The 23,826-nt window shown below is 65.7% G+C and carries 22 protein-coding genes; 17 read left to right on the forward strand and 5 right to left on the reverse strand.

The genetic code is table 11. The annotated features are described in order from the left end of the window. Positions 1-24: 24 nt before the first annotated feature. The 3 genes from gyrB to dnaA all read right to left on the reverse strand — a co-directional run bounded on the left by gyrB (position 25) and on the right by dnaA (position 5,223). Entirely contained in the window at positions 25-2,511 is a 2,487-nt protein-coding gene (gyrB, locus tag AC3QL2_RS10615; RefSeq protein WP_493234357.1) for a DNA topoisomerase (ATP-hydrolyzing) subunit B, read from the reverse strand. Between the two features lie 73 nt (positions 2,512-2,584). Beyond that, complete coding sequence (gene dnaN / locus AC3QL2_RS10620) at positions 2,585-3,691, reverse strand: DNA polymerase III subunit beta (protein WP_493234358.1); 1,107 nt, start codon at positions 3,689-3,691, stop codon at positions 2,585-2,587. Between the two features lie 77 nt (positions 3,692-3,768). Beyond that, positions 3,769-5,223 (reverse strand): chromosomal replication initiator protein DnaA, encoded by a 1,455-nt coding sequence (gene dnaA / locus AC3QL2_RS10625; protein ID WP_493234359.1) that lies wholly within the window; start codon positions 5,221-5,223, stop codon positions 3,769-3,771. 293 nt (positions 5,224-5,516) lie between these two features. Here dnaA and rpmH point away from each other — a divergent pair, with 293 nt between their 5' ends. The 5 genes from rpmH (at position 5,517) to mnmE (ending at position 9,307) form a co-directional block, all read left to right on the forward strand. Then, entirely contained in the window at positions 5,517-5,651 is a 135-nt protein-coding gene (gene rpmH / locus AC3QL2_RS10630; protein ID WP_079434516.1) for a 50S ribosomal protein L34, read from the forward strand. 88 nt (positions 5,652-5,739) lie between these two features. Beyond that, positions 5,740-6,081: a ribonuclease P protein component gene (rnpA, locus tag AC3QL2_RS10635; RefSeq protein WP_493234360.1), complete on the forward strand. Its 342-nt coding sequence runs from the start codon at positions 5,740-5,742 to the stop codon at positions 6,079-6,081. Next, positions 6,081-6,290: a membrane protein insertion efficiency factor YidD gene (gene yidD / locus AC3QL2_RS10640; RefSeq protein ID WP_374480490.1), complete on the forward strand. Its 210-nt coding sequence runs from the start codon at positions 6,081-6,083 to the stop codon at positions 6,288-6,290. The genes rnpA and yidD overlap by 1 nt, the downstream gene beginning before the upstream one ends. A 46-nt stretch (positions 6,291-6,336) precedes the next feature. After that, complete coding sequence (yidC, locus tag AC3QL2_RS10645; RefSeq protein WP_493234361.1) at positions 6,337-7,980, forward strand: membrane protein insertase YidC; 1,644 nt, start codon at positions 6,337-6,339, stop codon at positions 7,978-7,980. Beyond that, positions 7,961-9,307: a tRNA uridine-5-carboxymethylaminomethyl(34) synthesis GTPase MnmE gene (mnmE, locus tag AC3QL2_RS10650; protein ID WP_493234362.1), complete on the forward strand. Its 1,347-nt coding sequence runs from the start codon at positions 7,961-7,963 to the stop codon at positions 9,305-9,307. The genes yidC and mnmE overlap by 20 nt, the downstream gene beginning before the upstream one ends. A 91-nt stretch (positions 9,308-9,398) precedes the next feature. Here mnmE and AC3QL2_RS10655 read toward each other — a convergent pair whose 3' ends face one another. After that, entirely contained in the window at positions 9,399-9,599 is a 201-nt protein-coding gene (locus AC3QL2_RS10655) for a hypothetical protein (protein WP_493234363.1), read from the reverse strand. A 214-nt stretch (positions 9,600-9,813) separates the two neighbouring features. On the opposite strand from AC3QL2_RS10655, the gene AC3QL2_RS10660 reads away from it, so the two are divergent. The 11 genes from AC3QL2_RS10660 (at position 9,814) to AC3QL2_RS10710 (ending at position 22,596) form a co-directional block, all read left to right on the forward strand. Beyond that, positions 9,814-10,044 carry a hypothetical protein gene (locus tag AC3QL2_RS10660; protein WP_493234364.1) on the forward strand — a complete coding sequence of 77 codons (231 nt, stop codon included), beginning with the start codon at positions 9,814-9,816 and terminating at the stop codon, positions 10,042-10,044. Between the two features lie 76 nt (positions 10,045-10,120). Beyond that, positions 10,121-10,882, forward strand: a complete 762-nt coding sequence (locus tag AC3QL2_RS10665) for a methyltransferase domain-containing protein (protein WP_493234365.1) — start codon at positions 10,121-10,123, stop codon at positions 10,880-10,882. After that, entirely contained in the window at positions 10,879-11,721 is an 843-nt protein-coding gene (locus AC3QL2_RS10670) for an SIR2 family NAD-dependent protein deacylase (protein WP_493236677.1), read from the forward strand. The genes AC3QL2_RS10665 and AC3QL2_RS10670 overlap by 4 nt, the downstream gene beginning before the upstream one ends. Before the next feature lie 30 nt (positions 11,722-11,751). Then, on the forward strand, positions 11,752-12,516 hold the full coding sequence (locus tag AC3QL2_RS10675) for a sulfite exporter TauE/SafE family protein (RefSeq protein ID WP_493234367.1): 765 nt from the start codon (positions 11,752-11,754) through the stop codon (positions 12,514-12,516). A 14-nt stretch (positions 12,517-12,530) separates the two neighbouring features. Continuing rightward, positions 12,531-13,391: a spermine/spermidine synthase domain-containing protein gene (locus AC3QL2_RS10680; RefSeq protein ID WP_493234368.1), complete on the forward strand. Its 861-nt coding sequence runs from the start codon at positions 12,531-12,533 to the stop codon at positions 13,389-13,391. A gap of 4 nt (positions 13,392-13,395) precedes the next feature. After that, on the forward strand, positions 13,396-14,712 hold the full coding sequence (gene rsmB / locus AC3QL2_RS10685; RefSeq protein ID WP_493234369.1) for a 16S rRNA (cytosine(967)-C(5))-methyltransferase RsmB: 1,317 nt from the start codon (positions 13,396-13,398) through the stop codon (positions 14,710-14,712). Next, entirely contained in the window at positions 14,672-15,289 is a 618-nt protein-coding gene (locus AC3QL2_RS10690; protein ID WP_493234370.1) for a DUF4390 domain-containing protein, read from the forward strand. Before rsmB ends, AC3QL2_RS10690 begins: the two co-directional genes overlap by 41 nt. After that, on the forward strand, positions 15,286-17,412 hold the full coding sequence (locus AC3QL2_RS10695; protein ID WP_493234371.1) for a sensor histidine kinase: 2,127 nt from the start codon (positions 15,286-15,288) through the stop codon (positions 17,410-17,412). Before AC3QL2_RS10690 ends, AC3QL2_RS10695 begins: the two co-directional genes overlap by 4 nt. After that, entirely contained in the window at positions 17,405-18,655 is a 1,251-nt protein-coding gene (locus AC3QL2_RS10700) for a sigma-54-dependent transcriptional regulator (protein WP_481120268.1), read from the forward strand. Before AC3QL2_RS10695 ends, AC3QL2_RS10700 begins: the two co-directional genes overlap by 8 nt. A gap of 201 nt (positions 18,656-18,856) precedes the next feature. Beyond that, positions 18,857-19,930, forward strand: a complete 1,074-nt coding sequence (gene hemE, locus AC3QL2_RS10705) for a uroporphyrinogen decarboxylase (RefSeq protein WP_493234372.1) — start codon at positions 18,857-18,859, stop codon at positions 19,928-19,930. Between the two features lie 494 nt (positions 19,931-20,424). Continuing rightward, complete coding sequence (locus AC3QL2_RS10710; RefSeq protein WP_493234373.1) at positions 20,425-22,596, forward strand: primosomal protein N'; 2,172 nt, start codon at positions 20,425-20,427, stop codon at positions 22,594-22,596. Between the two features lie 13 nt (positions 22,597-22,609). On the opposite strand, the gene AC3QL2_RS10715 is transcribed toward AC3QL2_RS10710, so the two are convergent. Further along, on the reverse strand, positions 22,610-23,158 hold the full coding sequence (locus AC3QL2_RS10715; RefSeq protein ID WP_493234374.1) for a CHRD domain-containing protein: 549 nt from the start codon (positions 23,156-23,158) through the stop codon (positions 22,610-22,612). 332 nt (positions 23,159-23,490) lie between these two features. Between AC3QL2_RS10715 and AC3QL2_RS10720 the strand changes: the two genes are divergently transcribed. Continuing rightward, the gene (locus AC3QL2_RS10720; RefSeq protein ID WP_493234375.1) at positions 23,491-23,811 is read left to right on the forward strand and encodes an amine oxidase; all 321 of its coding nucleotides are present in this window, start codon (positions 23,491-23,493) and stop codon (positions 23,809-23,811) included. Positions 23,812-23,826: the final 15 nt, after the last annotated feature.

The raw sequence follows: 23,826 nt of genomic DNA on the forward strand, positions 1-23,826 counted from the left end.
CGTCAGTGCCGGGCCGATGTCCGGTTACACATCGATATTCCGCGCATACAGCGCGTTCTCTTCGATGAACGCCCGGCGGGGTTCTACGTTGTCGCCCATCAGCGTGGTGAAGATCTCGTCGGCGGCGATGGCGTCGTCGATCTGGACGCGGAGCAGGCGGCGGACGGCGGGGTCCATGGTGGTTTCCCACAGCTGCTCGGGGTTCATTTCGCCAAGGCCTTTGTAGCGCTGCTTGGAGATGCCGCGTTCGACTTCGCCCAGCATCCAGCGGATGGCGTCGGCGAAGCTGGTGACGGCTTGCTGCTTTTCACCGCGGCGCATGACGGCGCCGGTGCCGATGAGGCCGGAGATGGACTCGGTGGCCTGGCGGATGGTGCGGTAGTCGCCGGCGTTGAGGAAGTCGCCATCGATGCGGCTGAGCTTGCGGTTGCCGTGGTGCATGCGGGCGATTTGGAGCGTCCAGGCTTCGCTGGTTTCGTCGTGGCGGGCCTCGATGGTGACGGCGGAGCCGACGGCGGAGCCGACGGCGGCCTGCAGGCGGGCGGCGGAGTCGCGGGCGGCGGCTTCGTCGTCGAGCGACAGGGGCAGGTCGTTGGCGAGCAGGGCGTGCAGGACGGAGGAGTCGATCCAGTCGGCGAGGCGGCGGATGACGGCTTCGGCCAGCAGGTAGGTGCGGGCGAGGCCGCCGAGGGCTTCGGAGTGGATGGGATCGGCACCCTCGCTCGGGGTGAGGGCGGCACCTTCCAGGCCCAGCTTGAGCAGGTGGGCGTTGAGCTCGTTGTCGTCCTTGATGTACATCTCGTTCTTGCCGTGCTTGATCTTGTAGAGCGGCGGCTGGGCGATGTAGATGTGGCCGCGCTCGACGAGTTCGCGCATCTGGCGGTAGAAGAAGGTGAGCAGCAGGGTGCGGATGTGCGCGCCGTCCACGTCCGCGTCGGTCATCAGGATGATGCGGTGATAGCGCAGCTTTTCGGGCTTGAAGTCTTCGGGGCCGATGCTGGTGCCGAGGGCGGTGATCAGGGTGGTGATCTGCTCGGAGCTGATGAGCTTGTCGAAGCGGGCGCGTTCGACGTTGAGCACCTTGCCGCGCAGCGGCAGGATGGCCTGGAATTTACGGTCGCGGCCTTGCTTGGCGGAGCCGCCTGCGGAGTCACCCTCGACGATGTAGATTTCGCACAGGGCGGGGTCTTTTTCCTGGCAGTCGGCGAGCTTGCCGGGCAGGCCGATGCCGTCGAGGACGCCCTTGCGGCGGGTCATTTCACGGGCGCGGCGAGCGGCTTCGCGGGCGCGGGAGGCTTCGACGATCTTGCCGCAGATGGTCTTGGCGTCGGCGGGGCGCTCGAGCAGGAAGTCGGCGAGCTTTTGGGCGACGACTTCTTCGACGGCCGGGCGGGCTTCGCCGGAGACCAGCTTCATCTTGGTCTGGGAGGCGAACTTGGGGTCGGGCATCTTGACGGAGAGCACGCAGGCGAGGCCTTCGCGCATGTCGTCGCCGGAGATGTCCACCTTGGCCTTCTTGGCGATCTCGTGTTCTTCGATGTACTTGTTGATGACGCGGGTCATCGCGGCGCGCAGGCCGGTGAGGTGGGTGCCGCCGTCGGCCTGCGGGATGTTGTTGGTGAAGCACAGCACCTGTTCGGCGTAGCTGTCGTTCCACTGCATGGCGACTTCGACGGTGATGGGCACGCCGTTCTGGATGGATTCGCCGCTGGAGTGGAAGACGCTGGGGTGCAGCACGGACTTGGCGCGGTTGATGTATTCGACGAAGCCGGAGACGCCGCCAGCGAAGGCGAAGTCTTCTTCCTTGCCGCTGCGCTGGTCCACCAGGCGGATCTTGACGCCGTTGTTGAGGAAGGACAGTTCGCGCAGGCGCTTGGCGAGGATTTCGTAGTGGTATTCGACGGTGCCGAAGATCTCTTCGTCGGCGAGGTAGTGCACCTTGGTGCCGCGCTTGGTGGTGTCGCCGATGATCTTCAGCGGGCTGGTCTCGACGCCGTCGACGACTTCGATGACGCGGTCCACGGCGTGGCCGCGGTTGAATTCCATGAAGTGCTTGTGGCCGTCGCGGGCGACGGTGAGGCGCAGCCACTTGGAGAGGGCGTTGACGCAGGACACGCCGACGCCGTGCAGACCGCCGGACACCTTGTAGCTGTTCTGGTTGAACTTGCCGCCGGCGTGCAGCACGCACATGACGATTTCGGCGGCGGAGCGCTTGGGCTCGTGCTTGTCGTCCATCTTGACGCCGGTCGGGATGCCGCGGCCGTTGTCGGTGACGGAGATGGAGTTGTCGGCGTGGATGGTGATGACGATGTCGTCACAGTGGCCGGCGAGGGCTTCGTCGATGGCGTTATCGACGACTTCGAAGACCATGTGGTGCAGACCGGTGCCGTCGGAGGTGTCGCCGATGTACATGCCCGGCCGCTTGCGCACGGCCTCCAGCCCTTCGAGCTGCTGGATGCTGGATTCGTCGTAGTTGTCGGCGGGTGCGGGTTGTTGCGGCGTATCGGACATGGCGTTCTCGGTTCAGCGGGTACAGCAGGACGCCCCCTGGCGGGGGCTCGCAGTCGGATGGTGACTCGACGGATCAGATCCGCATCGGCATGACTACGTACTTGAAGTCGGTGTTGTCGGCGAGGCCGAAGAGGGCGCTGGCGTTGCCGTCGTTGAAGCGGATCTCGATCTCGTTGGCGGCGACGTTGGTCAGCACGTCGAGCAGGTAGGTGACGTTGAAGCCGATGTCGAGGCTGTCGCCGGCGTAGTCGACTTCGAGTTCTTCCAGCGCTTCTTCCTGTTCGGCGTTGGTGGACACCAGCTTGAGGCTGCCTTCGGAGAGCATCAGGCGCACACCGCGGAACTTCTCGTTGGTGAGAATGGCGGCACGCTGCAGGGACTGCAGCAGGGCCAGGCGGCTGGCCTTGACCAGCTTGGGGTGGCCTTGCGGGATGACGCGCTCGTAGTCGGGGAACTTGCCGTCGATGAGCTTGGAGATGAGCTCGATGTGGCCGAAGCGGAAGACGATCTGGTTGCCGACGATGGTGATCTCGAGGGCTTCGTCGGAGTCGGACAGCTGGCGGGCCAGTTCGACGACGGTCTTGCGCGGCAGGATCACGTCGGTACGGGCGAAATCGCCAACCAGCGGCGAGGCGGCGTAGGCCAGGCGGTGGCCATCGGTGGCAACCATGCGCAGCACGTCGCCGGACACGACCAGCAGCAGGCCGTTGAGGTAGTAGCGGATGTCCTGCTGGGCCATGGCGTACTGCACCAGCGCCAGCTGCTTCTTGAAAGCCCTCTGGGTGGTGGTGAAGTGCACGCCTTCGCCTTCCGGCGGGGCCAGGCGCGGGTAGTCGGCGGCGGGCAGGGTCTGCAGCTGGAAGCGGCTCTTGCCGGCCTTGAGGGTGATGCGCTTGTCGTCCAGCGTGAGGCTGACGTCGGCGGTGTCGGGCAGGGCGCGCAGGATGTCCTGCAGCTTGCGGGCACCGACGGTGATCGCCACGTCGTCGGCGCCATCGGCCGCGGTGGTGCTGTTGCGGATCTGGATTTCGATGTCGGTGGCGAGGAGGGTGAGGGACTCACCCTTCTTCTCGATCAGCACGTTCGAGAGGATCGGCAGGGTGTGACGCTTCTCGACGATGCCGGATACCGATTGCAGCGGGGCGAGAAGGGCGTCGCGGGGCGCAGTGAAGAGCAGCATGGACTCAGGTCTCCGAATCGTTTTTCAGGGGGCGGGGCGCCGGGGCGCCAGTCCGCAGATCGTAATGGTTGCAGGCTTCAACCACGCAACACCTGGGTCAGCACGTGGAGGTCGTGGTTGAGCTGGGTGTCGCCGAGGCGCAGCTCGGCAATGGTGCGGCAGGCGTGCAGCACGGTGGTGTGGTCTCGGCCGCCGAAGGCTTCGCCGATGGCCGGCAGGCTCATCGGGGTGAGGTCCTTGGCAAGGAACATGGCTACCTGGCGCGGCCGCGCAATGACGCGGGTGCGCTTCTTGGAGTGCATGTCGGCGACCTTGATCTTGTAGTAATCGGCGACCGTCTTCTGGATGAACTCCGCGGTGAGCTGCCGGTTGTGCGCGTTGAGCAGGTCCTTGAGGGCTTCCTTGGCCACTTCGAGGCTGACGTCGCGGCCGTGGAAGCGGGCGAAGGCGAGCACCTTCTTGAGAGCGCCTTCGAGCTCGCGCACGTTGGAGCGCAGGTTCTTGGCGATCAGGAAGGCAACGTCCTCGTTGAGGTCGATGCGCTCGGCTTCGGCCTTCTTCTTGAGAATGGCAACGCGCATCTCGAGCTCGGGCGGCTCGATCTGCACCGTCAGGCCCCAGTCGAAGCGCGAGATCAGGCGGTCTTCCAGCCCCTGGACGTCCTTGGGGTAGGTGTCGCTGGTGATGATGATCTGCTTCTTGGCCTCGGTGAGGGCGTTGAAGGCGTGGAAGAACTCTTCCTGCGTCCGGTTCTTGTTGTTGAAGAACTGGATGTCGTCGATGATCAACACGTCCAGCGAGCGGTAGTAGCGCTTGAAGACGTCGAAGGATTTTTGCTGGTAGGCGCGCACCACGTCGGCGTAGTAGTCCTCGGCGTGCACGTAGCGGATGACCTTCTTCGGGTCGTGCTTGAAGACGTAGTTGCCCAGCGCGTGGATCAAGTGGGTCTTGCCGAGACCGACGCCGCCGTAGATGAACAGCGGGTTGTAGGACACGCCGGGGTTCTGGGCCACCTGCAGGGCGGCGGCGCGGGCCAGGTCGTTGGCGCGGCCGGTGACCAGCGTGTCGAAGGTGAAATCGGGGTTGAGGCGCGACTTGTCGTAGTTGACGACTTCGGCAGAAGTGCCGGCCTCCGGGGCGGCCGGACGCAGGCCCGCCGGCGTGGCGATGGCAGGCGCGGCCGGAGAGGGCGCAGCAGCCGGAGCCGCCGGGGCGGCGGTAACGGGCGCAGCGGCCGGCATGGGGCGACGCAGGCCACCCGCGGGCGCCAGGCTGATCTCGATGGTCGGCAGGCCGCCGAAGTACTCCTCGCCCAGCTCTTCGATGCGCCGCAGGTAGCGGTCACGCAGCCACTGGCGATGGAAGTTGGAAGGAGCGACCAGACGCAGCCCCACCCCGTCGTCGCTCAGTTCTTCGACGCGCAGGGGAAGGATCCAGGTCTTGAACTGCTGGGCGGGCAATTCCTGCTCCAGGCAGCTCAGGCAATGCGTCCAGAACGCGGCGCATTGGGACGACGATGAGGCTTCGGGCACGATCTACGGGTGGGTTTGGTAAGCAGCGGAATGCGCGCGGATTCTCGTTATACGGGGCGCTCCGACCTAGGATCGGGGCAGCCGGACATGCGCGCATGGGGGTCCGGCCAAACGCGTATTGTACCCTCCCGGCGTAGACTTATCCACAGCTTGTACAGACGAACGGCCGGGCAGCGCACTCCATCGCCACGCCCAGCCGGCAGGGGCTTGCGCGGGGGCATCAAAACGTGCTTGACAAACAGTGGGTTAACGTATCAAATTGCGCGTTTGACTCAACTTTTCGGGCACGAAAAATGAAACGTACTTACCAACCTTCCGTCGTCCGTCGCAAGCGCACCCACGGCTTCCTGGTTCGCATGGCCACCCGTGGCGGCCGCAAGGTCATCGCCGCTCGCCGCGCCAAGGGCCGTCATCGCCTCGCCGTCTAAGGCCGCAGAGGCCACTTCCCCTGTCGGCAGCGAGGATCGCGCGGCAGAGGAAGCGACACCCCCGGCAGGATTCGGCTTCGGCTCGTCCTTGCGACTGCACAAAACGGATGAGTTCTCATCCGTTTTTGCTTTTCGGCGCGTGCTTCGCGGAAAGTACTTCGCACTGCACTACTGTCCGAACGAAGTCGGGGGCGCCCGCCTTGGTCTCGTTGTCGCCAAGAAGCTCGCCAAGCGCGCCGTGTTGCGCAATCTGGTGAAGCGGATCGGCCGCGACGTGTTCCGTCATGCCCACGCAAGCTTGCCGGACTACGATCTGGTGTTACGATTGTCGGCTAAGGTTGGCGACGTAACGAGACGCACGATGCGCGAAGACATGCTCGCCCTGTTCGCGCGTTTGCCCAAGGCAGGCCGCGAGAACAAGGCGAAGTGATGAAACGCGCCGTGCTGGCCCTGCTGCAGGTCTATCGCTACGCCATCAGCCCGATGCTGGGACGCAACTGCCGCTTCGTTCCGTCCTGTTCGGAGTACGCCGTGGAGGCCGTGGAACGTCATGGAGCCCTGAAGGGCTCGTGGCTCGCCGCACGCCGGGTGTGCCGTTGCCATCCATTCAGTGGTGGCGGCTTCGACCCCGTGCCCTGATCCACCGCCTCCGGTCCGCCTCAACCCCTTCCTGACACTGACACCGATGGACAACCGTCGCCTGATCCTCCTTCTCGTCTTCTCGTTCTCGCTGGTCATGCTGTGGGACGGCTGGCAGAAGCACAACCAGCCCAAGGTTCCGCCTGTAGCCGCAGCCGACAGCGGCGCAGCCTCCGGCGTGCCGACGCCCACCGCCACTGCGGCCCCCGGCGCCACTGCCGTGCCCGGCCAGGCCGCCGCCGCAGCCCCTGCGCCCGCCGAGATCGCCACCGTGCGCACCGACCTGCTGGTGGCAGAAGTCTCCGCCCAGGGCGGCGACATCATCCGGCTGGAACTGACCCAGCACAGGGCCACCGAAGACCACAACCGCAACTATGTGCTCTTCGACAACGGCGAGAAGCACAACTACGCGGCCCAGACCGGCCTGATCGGCAACGGTCTGCCGAACCACAAGACCCTGTTCACGCTGAGCAGCAAAAACGTCGCGCTGAAGGACGGCGAAGATGCCGTCACGCTGCGCCTCGATGCAGCGCCGACCGCCGATGGCGTGAAGGTCAGCAAGCTGATCACCTTCCACCGCGGCAGCTACGCCGCCGAGGTGAGCTACGAGATCGCCAACGGCAGCGCCGCACCGCTGACACCGCACGCCTACTTCCAGTTCACTCGTGACGGCAAGCCGGCCGAGCAGCCCGGCGGCTTCGGGGTGCAGACCTTCACCGGCCCGGCGTTCTATACCGAAGCCGAGAAGTACCAGAAGGTGAAGTTCGAGGACATCGCCAACAAGAAGGCCAAGTTCGTCACCAAGGCCGCCGACGGCTGGGCCGCGATGGTCCAGCACTACTTCGTCGCCGGCTGGGCGCCGAAGGAAGGTGAGCGCGAGTTCTTCGCCAGCCAGATTAGCCCTGACCTGTACTCCGCCGGCGTCATCGTGCCGGTGGCCAGCATCGCCCCGGGCCAGACCGGCAAGCTGTCGGTGCCGCTGTATGCCGGCCCGCAGGAACAGAGCCGCCTCGACCAGTTCGCCAAGGGCTTCGACCTGGTGGTGGACTACGGCTGGCTGACCATCATCGCCGCGCCGCTGTTCTGGGTTCTGCAATCGCTGCACAAGCTCACCGGCAACTGGGGCTGGGCCATCATCCTGGTGACCATCGGGCTGAAGGCGCTGTTCTTCCCACTGTCCGCCGCCAGCTACAAGTCGATGGCCAAGATGAAGACCCTCGGCCCGCGCCTGCAGCGCCTCAAGGAGCAGTACGGCGACGACAAGATGAAACTGCAGCAGGCCATGATGGACCTCTACAAGCGCGAGAAGGTCAATCCCCTCGGCGGCTGCCTGCCCATCCTGATCCAGATCCCGGTCTTCATCGCCCTCTACTGGGTGCTGCTCGGCGTCGTCGAGATGCGCGGCGCGCCGTGGCTGGGCTGGATCCACGATCTGTCCGTGAAGGATCCGTTCTACATCCTGCCGCTCATCATGGGCGCCACCAGCCTGATCCAGACCCGTCTCAACCCGGCGCCGCCCGATCCGATCCAGGCCAAGGTGATGATGCTGATGCCGATCCTGTTCACCTTCATGTTCCTGTGGTTCCCGGCCGGCCTCGTGCTGTACTGGGTGGTGAACAACTCCCTGTCGATCGCCCAGCAATGGCAGATCAACCGGATGATCGCGGCCGGTGGCAAAACCGCCGAGTGACACCATCGCGGCGATCGCCACCGCGCCCGGGCGCGGTGGCATCGGCGTGGTCCGGATCTCCGGGCCGAAGCTCTCCGCGCTCGTGGCCACCTTCTCCGGCCGCGAGCCGCAAGCCCGGGTCGCCCAGTTCGCCCGCTTCCGTGACGGCAGCGGGCAACTGATCGACGAAGGCCTCCTCCTCTACTTCCCGGCGCCCCACTCCTTCACCGGCGAAGACGTCATCGAATTACAGGGCCACGGCGGCCCGGTGGTCATGCAGATGCTGCTGGCCCGTTGCCTGGAACTCGGCGCCCGTCTGGCCGAGCCCGGCGAATTCACCCGCCGCGCCTTCCTCAACGGCAAGCTCGATCTCGCCCAAGCGGAAAGCGTCGCCGATCTCATCGAAGCCTCCACCGCTGCCGCCGCCCGTTCTGCCGTCCGCTCGCTGACCGGCAGCTTCTCGCAGGAAGTCCACGGTCTGTGCGATCGCCTCATCGACCTGCGCATGCTGGTGGAAGCCACGTTGGACTTCCCGGACGAGGACGTGGACTTCCTCATCGAGGCACGAGCCTTCGAACGCGTCGCCACCATCGTCGATGAACTTTCAGCCATCCTCGACCGCGCCGCCCAGGGCAGCCTGCTGCGCAATGGCCTGCACGTGGTGCTGGTCGGCCAGCCCAACGTCGGCAAATCCAGCCTGCTGAACCGCCTCGCCGGCGAAGAGCGCGCGATCGTCACCGACATTGCCGGCACCACCCGCGACGCGCTGCGCGAGACGATCCAGATCGAAGGCATCCCGCTTCACATCACCGACACTGCCGGCCTGCGCGACACGAACGACGAAGTCGAGAAGATCGGCATCGCCCGCACCTGGCAGGAAATCGAACGAGCCGACGTCGTCGTACGGTTGGTGGACGTACGCAATGGCGTGACCGACGCCGATGCAGCCATCGACGCACGCCTGCCGGCCGGCGTCGAACGGATCACCGTCTTCAACAAGGTCGACTTGGTGGAGCGCCAGCCCGAGCGGCTCGAAGGCCCGGAAGGCGTCCAGCTCTTCCTGTCCGCCAAGGCCGGCCAGGGCATCGACCTGCTGCGCGGCGAACTGCTGCGCGTGGCTGGCTGGCATCGTCACGGGGAGGACGTCATCCTGGCCCGCGAGCGCCATCTGGTGGCGCTACGCACCGCCCTCGCTCACACCCAGGTCGCACTGGAAAATCGCCTGGCTCTCGAACTGATGGCCGAGGAGCTTCGCCTCGCCCAGGAGGCCATCAACGAGATTACCGGCGAGTTCACGCCCGACGACCTGCTCGGGGTCATCTTCTCGCGCTTCTGTATTGGAAAGTAAGCGGGCCAGACGTGGAGCCCGTTTGTGGGCAGGATCGTCGGATAGCGGTCAGACGAATCAATTCAATCGCAACACGGGCTGGCACCATCCATCAGTGCAGCCACACCTTTTGCAGGATTTCCCATTCCGGTTCGGAGAGGTACCACTCGGTAACCTCGATTTCCCGTTGCTCCACCTGATGACGACGTTCGTAGCCAGTGGGGGATCGCCCTTCCCTTTGTCGCCGGTCCTTGCCGGAGCGGCGTTCCAACCCACTCCAGTTTCTTCCGCGGGAGATCAGCAGCTTTTCCATTTCCCTCACCCGTCTGTGTACCCCTCACTACAAGCATCGGCGCGGTGCGCCAAAACCTGTGATAACTAGTTCTCGACCAGGCATCGGCCGGGACCTTCAAATGCGACATAATTCTCAGCATTCGCCATCCGGTTGATGCGCACTCCTCAAGATCGAACGAACATCGATCGGCCGCATCCGACGCACACAGCCCTTCACCTTCAGGACCTTCGCCATGCGCACTCCAGCTCTCTGCATCTCCCTGCTCGCCACGGTTCTGGCGGCCTGCTCAGGCGAGGCGCCCCTTTCCCTCGCCGACAAGGTGAAGGCCACCAGCGAGCTGATCGCGGCACGTCCGGAGTGTGCCGAGTACGCCCGCAAGATCGGCGGCGCATCCGACAGCAAGCAGGTGGACCAGACCTATCAAGCCGCCAAGGGCGCCCACTGCATCAAGCCCGACGTATGAACACTGCCGCGCGGGCCGGCCTTATCCTTGCCCGCATCGAGCCGCATTCCATCACAAGCACACAGGAGACACGACGATGACCTGGGAGCCGGACCGTTATCTGCAGTTTTCCGACGAGCGCCTGCGCCCCGCGCTCGACCTGCTTGGACACATCCCGCCAATTCGCCCCGCCCGCGTCGTCGACCTCGGCTGCGGCGCCGGCAATGTCACCCGTCTGCTCGCGGAGCGTTGGCCAAACGCGGAATTGGTCGGCCTCGATAGTTCCCCCGAGATGCTGGCGCGGGCACGCAATGCGCTGCCGAGTGCCCGCTTCGAACTGACGGGCGTCGAGCAGTGGGATTCAGAGGATGCGCCGGACGTGCTGTTCTCCAATGCCGCCCTGCATTGGGTTAGTCAGCACGAAACACTCTTCCCTCGCCTGCTCGACAGGTTGTCACCCGGCGGCGTGCTGGCCGTGCAGATGCCCGGCAACTTTGACGCGCCATCCCATCGCCTGATCCGCGAGCTGGCCGCGTCGCCGACCTGGTCTGGCAAGGTCGGCGACGGGCGCATGGGAAGCATCCTCGGCATGGAGGATTACCACCGCCTGCTCGCCCCACGCAGCACCCGCCTGTCCCTGTGGGAGACAACCTACTGGCAGGCCTTGCACGGGGCCAGCCCGATTCTCGACTGGCTGCGTGGTACCACCCTGCTGCCCTACGTCGCGCCGATGGACGAGGCGACCCGCGAAGCCTTCTTCGGTGAGTTGGGCACCTTGCTCGCCGACGCCTACCCAGCCGACGAGAACGGCACCACCCTCTTCCCGTTCCGCCGGATCTTCATCGTCGCCCAGCGATGAGCGACATGGAACACCGCGCCCTGCATGCCGAGGCAGCACGCCTGATTGCGGCCGCAGACGGACTGATCGTCGGGGCCGGGGCAGGCATGGGCGTGGATTCGGGGCTCCCCGACTTCCGTGGCAACAGCGGACTCTGGCGCGCCTACCCGGCCCTCGCCGAGGCGCGCATCGCGTTCGAGGAGATCGCCAACCCGGCGGCCTTCCGACGTGACCCCATGCTTGCCTGGGGCTTCTACGGCCACCGTCTGAATCTCTATCGCAGCACCCGCCCCCATCGCGGCTTCACGATCCTGCGCGAGATCGCCGGTCGATTGCCCAAGGGTGCCTTCGTGTTCACCTCGAACGTGGACGGCCAGTTCCAGCAGGCCGGGTACAACGAAGACAGAATCTGCGAGGTGCACGGCTCCATCCATCACCTTCAATGTGTAGATGGGTGCGAAGGCTGGATTGGTCCGGCAGACAACTTCACCCCGGAGGTGGACGACAGAACCTGCCGGCTCCTCTCACCGTTGCCGCGCTGTTCGCACTGCAATAACCTCCTGCGTCCCAACATCCTGATGTTCGGGGATGGTGACTGGCTGAGCCGATGCAGCGACACCCAGCACCGCCACCTGGAAGCCTGGCTGCGAGGTGTGCGCAAGCCGGTCATCGTCGAGATCGGAGCCGGCAATCACGTCCCCACGGTCCGCTGGTTCAGCGAGACGCTCGGCGAGCCCCTGGTACGCATCAATCCAACGGAACCAGACATCCCCGGGCGCGGCGTCAGTCTTCCGCAGGGTGCCCTGGCCGCCCTCACCGGCATCCACGCAGCACTGAACGCCCAGCATTTCTTCGCCTGAGCAGCCCTTGTTCCACGTGAAACACGCCCCATGAATCTGACGCTTTCACTCCTGGCTGTCGGTGCCTTCTTTGCCGGTACCGTCGATGCCGTCGTCGGAGGCGGTGGTCTGATCCAGATTCCGCTTCTCTTCTCGACCTTTCCACAGGCAAGCCCCGGCACGCTGTTCGGCACCAACAAGCTGGCCAGCGTGCTGGGCACCACCAGCGCTGCCGTTCAATACAGCCGACGACTGACGATCCCCTGGCGGGCCGCTGGGCCGGCTGCGATTGCCGCGGCCATCGGCTCCTGGCTCGGCGCCCGGACCGTCGTGCTCTTTCCGCCCGCCGCCCTGCGTCCACTGATCCTCATCCTGCTGACTGCCGTCGCGATCTATACCTTCATCCGCAAGGATTTCGGCACCCATCACCAGCGCCTCGCCGACGCGTCCCATGAACAACGGCTAGCACTCGCCATCGGCGCGGCGGTGGGTTTTTACGATGGGTTCTTCGGCCCAGGCACCGGCAGTTTTCTGATCTTCCTGTTCATCCGTTTCCTGGGGATGGATTTTCTGCACGCCTCGGTATCTGCCAAGATCATCAACGTAGCGACCAATCTGGCGGCCATCGCCGTGTTCGTTTCCCACGGCGAAGTGTTCTGGCAAGTGGCAGCCATCATGGGTGTCTGCAACCTGCTCGGCTCCCGGCTCGGCACCGCGCTCGCGCTGCGCCATGGAGCGATCTTCGTCCGCAAGGCTTTCCTTCTCGTCGTCATCGTGCTGATCCTGCGTTTCAGCTACGACACTTTCCTGGCCTGAAGGAGCTGTTTCACGTGAAACATCCGCCCTTCCATGTCCCCCTGGCGTCCGACGCCGCCCTCTCCATCGAACCCACACTCCATCTGCTGGAGGCGCGCAGTCCGTTCCAGCACATCGCCATCGAGCAGTCCGCCACCTTCGGACGTCTGTACCGTCTGGACGGCGATCTGATGGCCTGCGAGGCCGACGAATTCATCATCCACGAAAGCCTGGCCCATATCCCGGCGCTAGCTCACCCGGCCCCGCGTAGCGCCCTGATCCTCGGCGGCGGCGACGGTGCCACGGCCCGCGAACTGCTCAAGCACCCCAGCCTTGAACGGATCGTCGTCGCCGAGCTCGACGCGGAAGTCGTGCATCTTGTCGGGCAGCTCATCCCCACCCTCCCCGCCCAGGCCTTCGACTCAGCCCGCGTTCACCTTCAGATCGGCGACGCCGCCGCCAGCCTGCGCCAACGCCATGCGCGGGGCGAGCGCTTCGATCTCATCCTTTTCGATCTCACGGCCAGCGACGATCCAGCCTGCGCGCATCTGCATCACGAAGAATTCATGCGCCTGTGTGCGGCCAGCCTGAACGCTGGCGGTATCATCCACGTCCAGTTGGGATCACCCTTTTATCAACCAGCGCAGACTGCGGCCCTATGGCAACGCATGCGCGGCGTGTTTGCCGAGCTGCGCCCCACGCTCATCAGCGTCCCGTCCTACGGCGGCCCATGGCTGCTGGCCCGCGCTGCCACCGACACAAGGACAGACCCGGACCCTGCGATACTGAACGCACGCCTCGGCGAGCGCGGCATCACCGGTCTGCGCCACTACAATCCGGACCTGCACCACGCCTGCCAGGCCCTGCCCAACCACTTTCGCCAATTGTTCGCCTGAACCCATGCCCCACGCTTTTGCCTCCACGCCGCCCATATCTCTGCCGGAAGACAGCCTGGGCTACGCCATCCTCACCTCAGCCCAGCTGATCGCCGACGTCGTCGCCGGAACCACCCTCACCGACAGCCTGGCCGCCCTGTGGGCTGCCCGTGCGCAAACGCCGGCCGGCGTGCGGGGAGCAGTGCTCGACCTCACCTACGGGACGCTGCGGGATTACGGACGCCAGGATTTCATCCTCGACAGCCTGCTGCAAAAGCCGCTACCTGAGCCGATCCAGTCCATTCTGCGTGTGGCGCTGTATCGCCTGGACAGCCGTGCCGACACCGCCCACACCGTCGTCAACCAAGCGGTCGGCGCCGCTGCCACCTGCATCGACGGCAAGTTCAAGGGGGTCGTGAACGGTGTGCTGCGCAATGCGCTGCGGCAGATGGACGCCTTGAACAAGGCCGCCGACGCGGACATGGTCGCCGAGCACCGCCACCCGCCCTGGTGGATCCGCCGCCTGAAGGCCCAGTACCCCGCCGAGTGGCGCGACATCCTGCGCGCCGGCAACACCCATCCTCCTATGGCCCTGCGCATCAACGTGCTGCGCAGCAATCTCGAGGACACCCTGGCCAGTTTCGCCGAAGCGGAGTTGCCAGTACGTCAGCTCACCAACGGCGCCCTGCTGCTGGAGCGCCCGGTCCCCGTTGCCCGTGTGCCCGGCTTCGCCGAAGGCTGCATCAGCGTACAGGATGCAGGCGCCCAGTTCGCCGCCCAGTACCTGGATGTGGACGATGGACAGCGCGTCCTCGACGCCTGCGCCGCCCCCGGCGGCAAGACCGCCCATATCCTCGAGATCGCCGATGCGGAGCTCACCGCCCTCGACGCCGATCCGCTGCGGGCCCGCCGCATTACCGAGAACCTGCAGCGCCTCGGTCTCGCCGCCACCGTGAAGCACAGTGATTGCCGCGACCTGGCCAGTTGGTGGGACGGCCGCCCCTTCGACCGCATCCTGGCCGACGTGCCCTGCTCCGCCTCCGGCGTGGTACGCCGCAACCCGGACATCAAGTGGCTGCGTCGCGCCAGCGACATTGCCCACTTCGCGGCACAGCAGGCCGAGATCGTCGATGCCCTGTGGCAGGTCCTCGCCCCGGGTGGCAAAATGCTCTACGCCACCTGCTCAGTATTTGCCGAAGAAAACCGTGAGCAGATGGCGGGCTTCACTGCCCGTCATCCCGATTGCCGCCGGCTGCCCGTAAACGGCCAGCTCGACTGCCAATACCTGCCCAGCTCCGAACATGACGGATTCTTCTACGCCCTGCTCGAGAAAATCGCCTGAGCGCCGCCGCTTCCTGCTCCACACCCTCGGTATCACCGTCGGCGCACTGCTCGCACTCGAAGCGGCGCCGGCGCATGCCAACGATGCGGACATCCGCAGCGCCGCCCTGCTGCCCAGCGACGATCTCTACGTCCTCAACGCCGACATCAACGCCGAGCTCACCCCGCTCCTCACCGACGTGGTGGCGCGGGGCGTCTCCCTGTACTTCATCGCCGAGTTCGAACTGAGCGCGTCACGCTGGTACTGGATGGACGAAGAGATCGCCAGCAAGACCCTGACCTATCGCCTTTCCTATCAGTCCCTGACCCGTCAGTACCGCCTGACCACCGGCGCCCTGCACCAGAACTTCGGCAGCCTCGAGGAAGCCATGCGGACCATGCTGCGCATCCGCAACTGGGGCATCGCCGATCGCAACGTCCTGAAGGTCGGCAAGAGCTATAACGCCGCGTTGCGCTTCCGCCTGGATGTCGGCGAGCTGCCCAAGCCGCTACAGGTCAGCGCCTTCGGACGGAAGGACTGGAGCGTGGCGACCGACTGGTACCGGTGGACCTTCGTCGTCACCCGGGAGTCGAAATGAGATCGACTGCCCTCGTCGTCGCAGCAGCCGTCGGCGGCATCCTGCTCTTCCTGCTTGCCACCGCCAGCGCCAACACGCCGCTGTTCGCCCGCAACTACACCCTGCTGCTCGGACTCAACGGCATCATCGCCCTCGGGCTGGCCAGCCTGGTCTTCGTGCAGCTGCGCAGCCTGTGGCAGGAACACCGTGCCCGCCGCTTCGGCTCCCGCCTCAAGCTGCGCCTGATGGCCATCTTCGCGGCGATGGCGGTCGTACCCGGTGCGCTGGTCTACGCGGTGTCCCTGCAGTTCGCGGTGAAGAGCATCGAGTCGTGGTTCAACGTGCGGGTGGACGCAGCCCTCGAAAGCGGCCTCCAGCTCGGCCGCACGACCCTCGAGATCCTCCTCGACCAGCTCGCCAACAAGGCCGACCAAGTGGCCCTCGAGCTCGAATCCGCTGCACCGATCCGCCCGCCGCTGCTCAACCAGTTGCGGGAGAGAGCCGGCATCGAATCCGCAACGGTGTTCTCACCGAGCGGCAAGATCATCGCCACCGCTGACATCCAGCTCGACACACTGATGCCCGAGCAGCCCAGTGCCGCCCAGCTGCGCCAGGCCCGCCAGACCCGCGGCTACCGGGCGGCAGAAGGCAATGCCACCGAAGGGCTGGTGCTGCGCGTAATCGTGCCGATCCCATCGCGGCGCTTCACCGAGCCCCAGCTGCTGCAGGTCACCCAGGAAGTGCCGCGCTCCTTCGCGATGCACGCCGAGAGCGTCGAGACGGTGCACCGGGACTACCAGGAGCTGTCCCTCGCCCGCAACGGCCTGAAGCGTATCTACACGCTGACCCTCACGCTGACCCTACTGCTGGCCCTGTTCGCCGCCGTCGCCGTCGCCTTCGTGCTGACCCGCCGCCTCGCAGCGCCGCTGTTCATCCTCGCCGAAGGTACCCAGGCGGTGGCCGCCGGCGACTTCAGCCCGCGCCAGGCCTTGCCGGCCCGCGACGAACTCGGCGTGCTGACCCAGTCCTTCAACCAGATGACCCGCCAGCTGGAAGACGCCCGCGAACAGGCCGACAAGCACCGGGCCGCCGTCGAACGCAACCGGGCCTATCTGGAAGGCGTGCTCGCCAACCTCTCCGCCGGCGTGCTGGCCTTCTCACCGGACGGTCACCTGCGTGCGGCCAACCACGGCGCGATGACCATCCTCAACGACCCGCTCGACGGCTACGAGCGCCTGCGCCTGGACGAATGGGAAGGTCACGGCACTTTCCGGGATGCGCTACTGGACGGCTTCCACGGCTCCGAGGCCGACTGGAACCGGCAGATCGAATTCTCCAATCCGGACGGCAGCACCCAGACCGTGCTGCTGCACGGCACCCGCCTGCCCGACGATACCGGCGGCGGCTGGGTGGTGGTGTTCGACGACATCACCCACCTCATCACCGCCCAGCGCACCGCCGCCTGGGCTGAGGTGGCCCGGCGCCTGGCCCACGAGATCAAGAACCCCCTGACCCCGATCCAGCTGTCGGCCGAGCGCCTGCAGTTCAAGCTGGCCGACCGCCTCGACGACGAAGGCCGGCAGATGCTGGAGCGCTCCACCACCACCATCGTGAACCAGGTGGAGGCGATGAAAAACCTGGTCAACGCCTTCCGCGACTACGCCCGCCTGCCCAGCCCGGTGATGACGCCGGTGGACCTGAACGCGCTGGTGCGCGAGGTGCTGGTCCTCTACGAAGGCTCGCCGGTGATGATCCATGCCGAACTTGCGGCCGATCTACCCCGTGTGCTCGGCGACGTCACGCAGATCCGCCAGGTCATCCACAACCTGCTGCAAAATGCCGAGGACGCGCTTGCCGAGCAGCCACAGCCGGAAATCCAGCTGTTGACCCGATCCGATTCGCGCCGGGTAGACTTGATCCTGCGCGACAACGGACCGGGCTTCCCGCCCGAGATCCTGTCCCGAGCCTTCGAGCCCTATGTAACAACGAAAACCCGCGGTACCGGCCTCGGCCTCGCCATCGTCCAGAAGATCATCGACGAGCACGAGGGAGAGATCCGTCTCGCCAATCGAGAAGCCGGTGGAGCGGAAATCCGCATCCGCCTGCGCTGTGCCCCCCATTCTGAGTCCAGTGTCCATGGCTAAAATCCTCATCGTTGACGACGAAGTCGGTATCCGCGAACTCCTGTCCGAGATCCTGCGCGACGAAGGTCACGACATCATCCTCGCCGAAAACGCCGCCACCGCCCGGGCCGCCCGCAACGCCGCCCGCCCTGACCTGGTCCTGCTCGACATCTGGATGCCCGACACCGATGGCGTCAGCCTGCTCAAGGAATGGTCGGCCAATGGCCAGCTGACGATGCCGGTGGTGATGATGTCCGGCCACGGCACCATCGACACCGCCGTCGAAGCCACGCGCATCGGCGCGATGGAATTCCTCGAAAAGCCTATCGCGCTGCAGAAGCTGCTCGCCGCCGTCAAACGCGGCTTGGCCCGCATCAAGCCGGCCCATGCACCGAGTCCGCTGGGCCTCGCGGCCTTCGCCCGCTCCGCCCCGCTGCGCGACCTGCGCAAGCGCCTGGAGCAGATGGCTGACAAATCGCGGATCATCCTGCTGCGGGTCGGCCCCGGCAGCCTCGCCGAGCTGTGCGCACGCACGCTGCAGCGGGTCGGCGCGCCGTGGCTGGACCTGTCCCTGAACAGCGCTCCCCTCGAACTGAACATCCTCGAAGGAGCCCGCAACGGCCTGCTCTACGTCCCGGAACTGATCTACCTGTCGCGCCCCCAGCAGAAGAACCTGGTCTTCGCGATGGATCGCCTGGAACGCCACGGCCAGACCCTGGTGGTCGCCACCGAGCATCGCCCGGACGAACTGACCGAGCACGGCTGGGAAGAGCGCGTACTGACCCGCCTGTTCGAAGTGTCCCTGGCCCCACCTGCCCTCGGCGAGATCCGCGACGAGATCCCCGAGATCGCCAGCCAGGTCTTGCTGCATCTGGTCGAGGCCGGCGAAGTGCCGCCCCGCCGCCTCTCCTCCGCCGCCCTCAACGCGCTGCGCAACCAGGCCTGGCCGGGCGGCTACGGCGAACTGAAGGCGGCCATCAAATCCCTGTCCCTCGGCACGCTGGAGGAAGAGATCGGCATGGACGACGTCGCCCACCTGCTGGTCAAGACGCCAACCGCCGCCCTCGGCCTGCCCCTCGATCTTCCGCTGCGCGAAGCCCGTGAGATCTTCGAGCGCCTCTACTTCGAACACCACTTGCAACTGGACGGCGGCAACATGACCCGCCTGGCGGAAAAGACCGGCCTCGAACGCACCCACCTCTACCGCAAGCTCAAGCAACTCGGCATCAGCGTCGGCCGCAAGCATGAGGAAGGCAGCGCCTGAGCGCATGCCCACGGCCCCACATCCCTGACGTTTGCGGCCCGCCAAAGAGACGGCGGACACGCTCGACAGGTCCTCGGCTCACGGTCACCCTTGACACGAGCGACCCTCAATCCTTCTTGATCTGCCCCATCCACGCGGGAGCGACAAATGGCGGATAATCCCGCCTTTGCCGCCCCGTGCGGTCCCCGTCGAGGAATTACCGTGAGCCGTCCGAAGAACGACACCTTCCTGCGCGCCCTGCTGCGCCAGCCCACCGACTACACCCCTCTCTGGCTGATGCGCCAGGCCGGCCGCTACCTGCCCGAGTACCGCGAAACCCGCAAACGCGCCGGCAGCTTCCTCGACCTGTGCAAGAACCCCAGCCTGGCCTGCGAAGTCACGCTGCAACCCCTCACCCGCTACAACCTCGACGCGGCGATCCTGTTCTCCGACATCCTCACCGTGCCCGACGCGATGGGCCTCGGCCTCTACTTCGCGGAAGGCGAAGGACCGAAGTTCGAGCGGCCGCTGAAGGAAGAATGGGAGATCCGCAACCTTGCAGTGCCCGATCCCAACATCGAACTCGGCTACGTGATGGATGCCGTCGCCGAGATTCGTCGCGCGCTTGGCGATTCTGTGCCGCTGATCGGCTTCTCCGGCAGCCCCTGGACGCTCGCCTGCTACATGGTGGAGGGCGGCGGCTCGGACGACTACCGCAAGGTCAAGGCCCTGCTCTACAGCCGCCCCGACCTGATGCACCACATCCTGGACGTCACCGCCCAGTCCGTCATCGCCTACCTCAATGCGCAGATCGAAGCCGGCGCCCAGGCCGTGATGATCTTCGACTCCTGGGGTGGCGTGCTCGCCCACGGCGCCTACAAGGAATTCTCCCTCGCCTACATCCGCAAGATCGTCGCCGGCCTCACCCGCGAAAAGGATGGTGAGAAGGTGCCATGCATCGTGTTCACCAAGGGCGGTGGCCTGTGGCTGGCCGACATCGCCGACAGTGGCGCCGACGCGGTTGGCCTCGACTGGACCGTGGACATCGGCGCGGCCCGCCGCCTGGTCGGCGACAAGGTTGCGCTGCAGGGCAACCTCGACCCGGCCGTGCTGTTCGGCACCCCCGAAGCCGTCGCCGCCGAAGCGAAGAAGGTGCTCGACGCCTTCGGCCCCCACCACGGCCATGTCTTCAACCTGGGCCACGGGATTTCCCAGTTCACCCCGCCGGAAAACGTCGAAGTGCTGGTCAACACCGTGCACAGCTATAGCCGTGAACTCAAGGCGAACGCCGCCTGAGGCTCCGCAGCGCAGTCATGTGAAGGCCGGCAGCTTGCCGGCCTTTTTACTGCCGGCCCCCGGATTCCGCCTGCGCCCCTGAGCCTCCAGGAGCATCCCGGTGCCCTCTGGCGCCCGGACGGGAAAGCGGCCCCGTCAAGCACTAAATTTTCGACTTACCCCTTGACTTGTGCACAGCTTCACACCTCCCGTAATTTTTCTGACATGAATTCCTAACTGACTTTTTGGTCGTTCCAAGAGACTGTTTTTAAATGGAATATTATCCGTGCCAGATTCACGTCCGAAAAATGGAAAGCATATGGCGGGTGGCTATAAGGGTGATTTTCCGGTTTTCCCCACAAAGTTATCCACAGATTTTGTGGACAAGAAAAAATACGTATTCGACGCCAACGAGTTCAGGCCCTTTGCCCATCCGCCATCTCAAAAAAACGTTGCAATACGCTGATTTACGGGTACTTTCCCAGAACAGTCACCATTCCACACCTTAGCCCACCGTGATCGTCCGCGTCGCCCTGCCGGTCCCCCTCCCCCGCAGCTTCGACTACATCGCCGAAGATCTATCCCCTGCCGACCTGGGACGCTGCGTACGCGTCCCCTTCGGGCGGGGCGAGAAGACCGGGCTGATCGTCGCACTTCCGGAAACGACTGAGTTGTCACCGGATCAGCTGAAGCCCGTCATCGCCATCCAGCGCGAGGCGCCCGCTCTACCCGCAGACTGGCTGGAGATGGTCGAATTCGCCGCCCGCTACTATCAGCATCCCCTCGGCGAAGTCGTCGCGATGGCCCTGCCCCCGCGCCTGCGCCGGGCGGACGCCGTCAGCGGCAACGAAGCCGACCCCCTACTCGATCTGACCGACGCGGGCCGGGAGGCCATCACCAACACCAAACGGCAAAGCCGTGCACTAGCCCTTTTGCACGATCTGGCTACCCATGGTCCGCGCCGCAAGTCCCAACTGCGTGAAGGGAACTGCGCCAACCCGGCAGTGACCGACGCCCTCAAACGGGGCTGGCTTACCCCTTCCGCAGCCGCCGACCCAGCGGCGATGGCCAGCGCACCGACCCTCACAGCGGAACAGCAGGCGGCCGTCGATGGGATGTCGGCGAACTTCGGCCGCTTCCAGACCTTCCTTCTGGCCGGCGTCACCGGCAGCGGCAAGACCGAGGTCTACCTGCGGCTCGTCCAGCAAGTCATCGCCCAGGGCGGGCAGGCACTGATCCTGGTTCCCGAAATCGCCCTCACCCCGCAGCTGGAAGGGCGCGTGGCCGGCCGATTCCCCGCCGCACGGGTGGTCAGCCTGCATTCCGCGCTGGCCGAAGGCGCCCGCTCCCAAGGCTTCGTGCAGGCCATGGAGGGGCGTGCGGAAATCGTCCTCGGCACCCGTCTGTCGGTGTTCACGCCGCTGCCCCGTCTCGGGCTGATCGTGGTGGACGAGGAACACGACGCCAGCTACAAGCAGCACGAAGGCGTGCGCTACAACGCCCGCGACCTGGCCATCTGGCGCGCCCGCCAGCGCAGCGTGCCGATCGTCCTCGGCTCCGCCACGCCGTCCCTGGAGAGCTGGCACGCCGCCGACAGCGGCCGCTACCGGCGCATCGAACTGGCCAATCGCGCCGTCGCCGCCACGCTGCCGCGGGTGCGCCCGGTGGACGTCCGCCGCGAGAAGCTCCAGCACGGCGTCTCCGAACACCTGCTGCGGGCCATCGACGCGCGCCTGCAGCGCGGCGAGCAGAGCCTGATCTTCCTCAACCGCCGCGGCTACGCGCCGGTACTCTCGTGCCCGTCCTGCGGCTGGGTCAGCCGCTGTCCGCACTGCACGGCCAACATGGTCCTGCACCTGGCCGACCGGCGCCTGCGCTGCCACCACTGCAGCTTCGAGAGCGCCATCCCGCTGGCCTGCCCCGACTGCGGCGACCAGGACATCCAGCCTTTCGGGCGCGGCACCCAACGCCTCGAGGAAACCCTCGGCGAGCGCTTCCCCGATGCCCGGATCCTGCGCGTCGACCGGGATGCCGCACGCACCCGCAGCCAGTGGGACGCGCTGCTCGACCAGATCGGCCGCGGCGAGGCCGACATCCTGGTCGGCACCCAGATGATGGCCAAGGGACACGACTTCCCCAAGCTGACCTTCGTCGGCGTGCTGAACGCCGATTCGTCGCTGTTCGCCGCCGATTTCCGGGCCCCCGAACGCCTGTTCCAGCAGCTCATGCAGGTCGGCGGCCGGGCCGGGCGCGGCGAACTGCCCGGCGAAGTGATGGTGCAGACCCAGTACCCTGACCATCCTCTGTACCACTGCCTCGCCGCCCACGACTTCGCCCGCTATGCCGCTCTGCAGCTCGAAGAGCGCAAGCAGGCCCGCTTTCCGCCCTTTGCGGCCAACGCACTGCTGTGCGCCAACGCCACCGAACTAGCCACCGCCATCGACTGGCTGAAGGCCGCCCGCGCCGCCGCCGAGCCCTTGTCCCAGGCTTTCGGCGTGCATGTTTTCGATCCGGTGCCGATGCGCATGGTCCGCCTCGCCCGCCGGGAGCGCGCCCAGCTGCTGGTCGAAGCGCAAACCCGCCCGGCGTTGCAGGCCTTCCTCACCGAATGGAGCCGCCAGCTGTGGGCCCTCCGCCCCCCCAGGGAACTGCGCTGGCACCTGGACGTGGACCCCGCCGAAGTCTGAACGGGCAGACCCGCTAGCCAACCGCCATCCGCCTTCTGCGTACCAGCGCCATCATCCCCGCAGCCGCGCCGAGCAAGGACAAGGATGCGGGTTCGGGCACCGCCTGCAGAAACCCCCGGATCTCCCCGCCGGGAAATACCTGGCTGTGCACGTTCAAATAAGCCAGCCCATCGCTCAGACCGTCCAGCAGGGCTGCCTCGGCGGCCTGGATGCCGCCTTGGTTGGCGACGAAGACCGGATTCCAGCTGGAAGCGAGCGTCAGATCGAACAGGTGGCTGTAACTGCCGGATGTGACGCCTGACGGGAAGCCGGTAAAGGTCGGCACACTCGTCGCCACGCCCCCCGTCGGCAAGGCGCAGCAGTGGATATGGGCAGCCGTCGTCGGCCCCAGCAGACCGGAAAACACCACATCCACCTGCATGGTGTGCAGCACCGTATCGAGCACGATCATCGCCGTGCCCGTGGCCGGCGACGCATTCGGCACCGCCTCCGCCGCACCGCTGAGCGAAGTCGAGTAACTCAATACCGCAGCCCCCGCCACCGATGACGACATGGCCAGCATCACAGCCGCCCCCCACCGCATTCCAGCTCGTCTAAGTCGCACGGCTCTCCCTCCCCATTGAGTGAAACGGTCAAAGATCCCGGACATCCACGACGCATGCCTTCGAGGATGGCAACACCATCGCAGGTGCATTTTTTTTAGCACAGGGGTGGGCACCCCAAAAGTTGACGTCGACGGCAAGCCCTGCGAAATGCGTGCAACACCCCTGTTACAAATGAACAAGGGCTTACATTTCCCCTGACAACCACCGGCGATGGCAGGCGTTATTCGCTACAAGGGCAGGCAATTACGCCGCCCCGGAACAAACGACCCAGTCATCCAGGAGAACGCAAATGCTGAACAAGATCATCGCCATCGCCATCGCCGCCGGTTTCGCTTCCGCCTCCTTCGCGCAGGCGCCCGCCGCAACCCCGGCCAAGCCCGCTGCTGCTGCCACCGCCGCTGCCGAAAAGAAGACCGAAGCGCCGAAGGCTGAAGCTCCCAAGGCTGGCGACATGATGAAGACCGAGACGACGAAGGCTGCCGAGCCGGCCAAGACCGAAGGTGCCAAGCACGAAAAGCATGAGAAGCACATGAAGCACGCCAAGCACACGGCAAAGGCTGATGCCAAGGCGGAAACCAAGGCCGCTGACGCGCCCGCCGCTGCCAAGTAAGCTGCCCGTACTGAT

This window comes from Zoogloea sp. GW822-FHT05C07, from assembly GCF_058800215.1.

Excerpts from the sequence above, each read along its gene's own strand:
- AC3QL2_RS10660 (WP_493234364.1), top strand. The coding sequence starts at position 9,814 with ATGCGCACTCCAGCTCTCTGCATCTCCCTGCTCGCCACGGTTCTGGCG.
- yidD (WP_374480490.1), top strand. The coding sequence starts at position 6,081 with ATGAAACGCGCCGTGCTGGCCCTGCTGCAGGTCTATCGCTACGCCATC.
- gyrB (WP_493234357.1), bottom strand. The coding sequence starts at position 2,511 with ATGTCCGATACGCCGCAACAACCCGCACCCGCCGACAACTACGACGAA.
- rsmB (WP_493234369.1), top strand. The coding sequence starts at position 13,396 with ATGCCCCACGCTTTTGCCTCCACGCCGCCCATATCTCTGCCGGAAGAC.
- AC3QL2_RS10690 (WP_493234370.1), top strand. The coding sequence starts at position 14,672 with ATGACGGATTCTTCTACGCCCTGCTCGAGAAAATCGCCTGAGCGCCGC.
- rpmH (WP_079434516.1), top strand. The coding sequence starts at position 5,517 with ATGAAACGTACTTACCAACCTTCCGTCGTCCGTCGCAAGCGCACCCAC.
- AC3QL2_RS10700 (WP_481120268.1), top strand. The coding sequence starts at position 17,405 with ATGGCTAAAATCCTCATCGTTGACGACGAAGTCGGTATCCGCGAACTC.
- AC3QL2_RS10675 (WP_493234367.1), top strand. The coding sequence starts at position 11,752 with ATGAATCTGACGCTTTCACTCCTGGCTGTCGGTGCCTTCTTTGCCGGT.
- yidC (WP_493234361.1), top strand. The coding sequence starts at position 6,337 with ATGGACAACCGTCGCCTGATCCTCCTTCTCGTCTTCTCGTTCTCGCTG.
- AC3QL2_RS10655 (WP_493234363.1), bottom strand. The coding sequence starts at position 9,599 with ATGGAAAAGCTGCTGATCTCCCGCGGAAGAAACTGGAGTGGGTTGGAA.
- AC3QL2_RS10720 (WP_493234375.1), top strand. The coding sequence starts at position 23,491 with ATGCTGAACAAGATCATCGCCATCGCCATCGCCGCCGGTTTCGCTTCC.
- AC3QL2_RS10715 (WP_493234374.1), bottom strand. The coding sequence starts at position 23,158 with ATGCTGGCCATGTCGTCATCGGTGGCGGGGGCTGCGGTATTGAGTTAC.
- AC3QL2_RS10670 (WP_493236677.1), top strand. The coding sequence starts at position 10,879 with ATGAGCGACATGGAACACCGCGCCCTGCATGCCGAGGCAGCACGCCTG.
- AC3QL2_RS10665 (WP_493234365.1), top strand. The coding sequence starts at position 10,121 with ATGACCTGGGAGCCGGACCGTTATCTGCAGTTTTCCGACGAGCGCCTG.
- dnaN (WP_493234358.1), bottom strand. The coding sequence starts at position 3,691 with ATGCTGCTCTTCACTGCGCCCCGCGACGCCCTTCTCGCCCCGCTGCAA.
- AC3QL2_RS10695 (WP_493234371.1), top strand. The coding sequence starts at position 15,286 with ATGAGATCGACTGCCCTCGTCGTCGCAGCAGCCGTCGGCGGCATCCTG.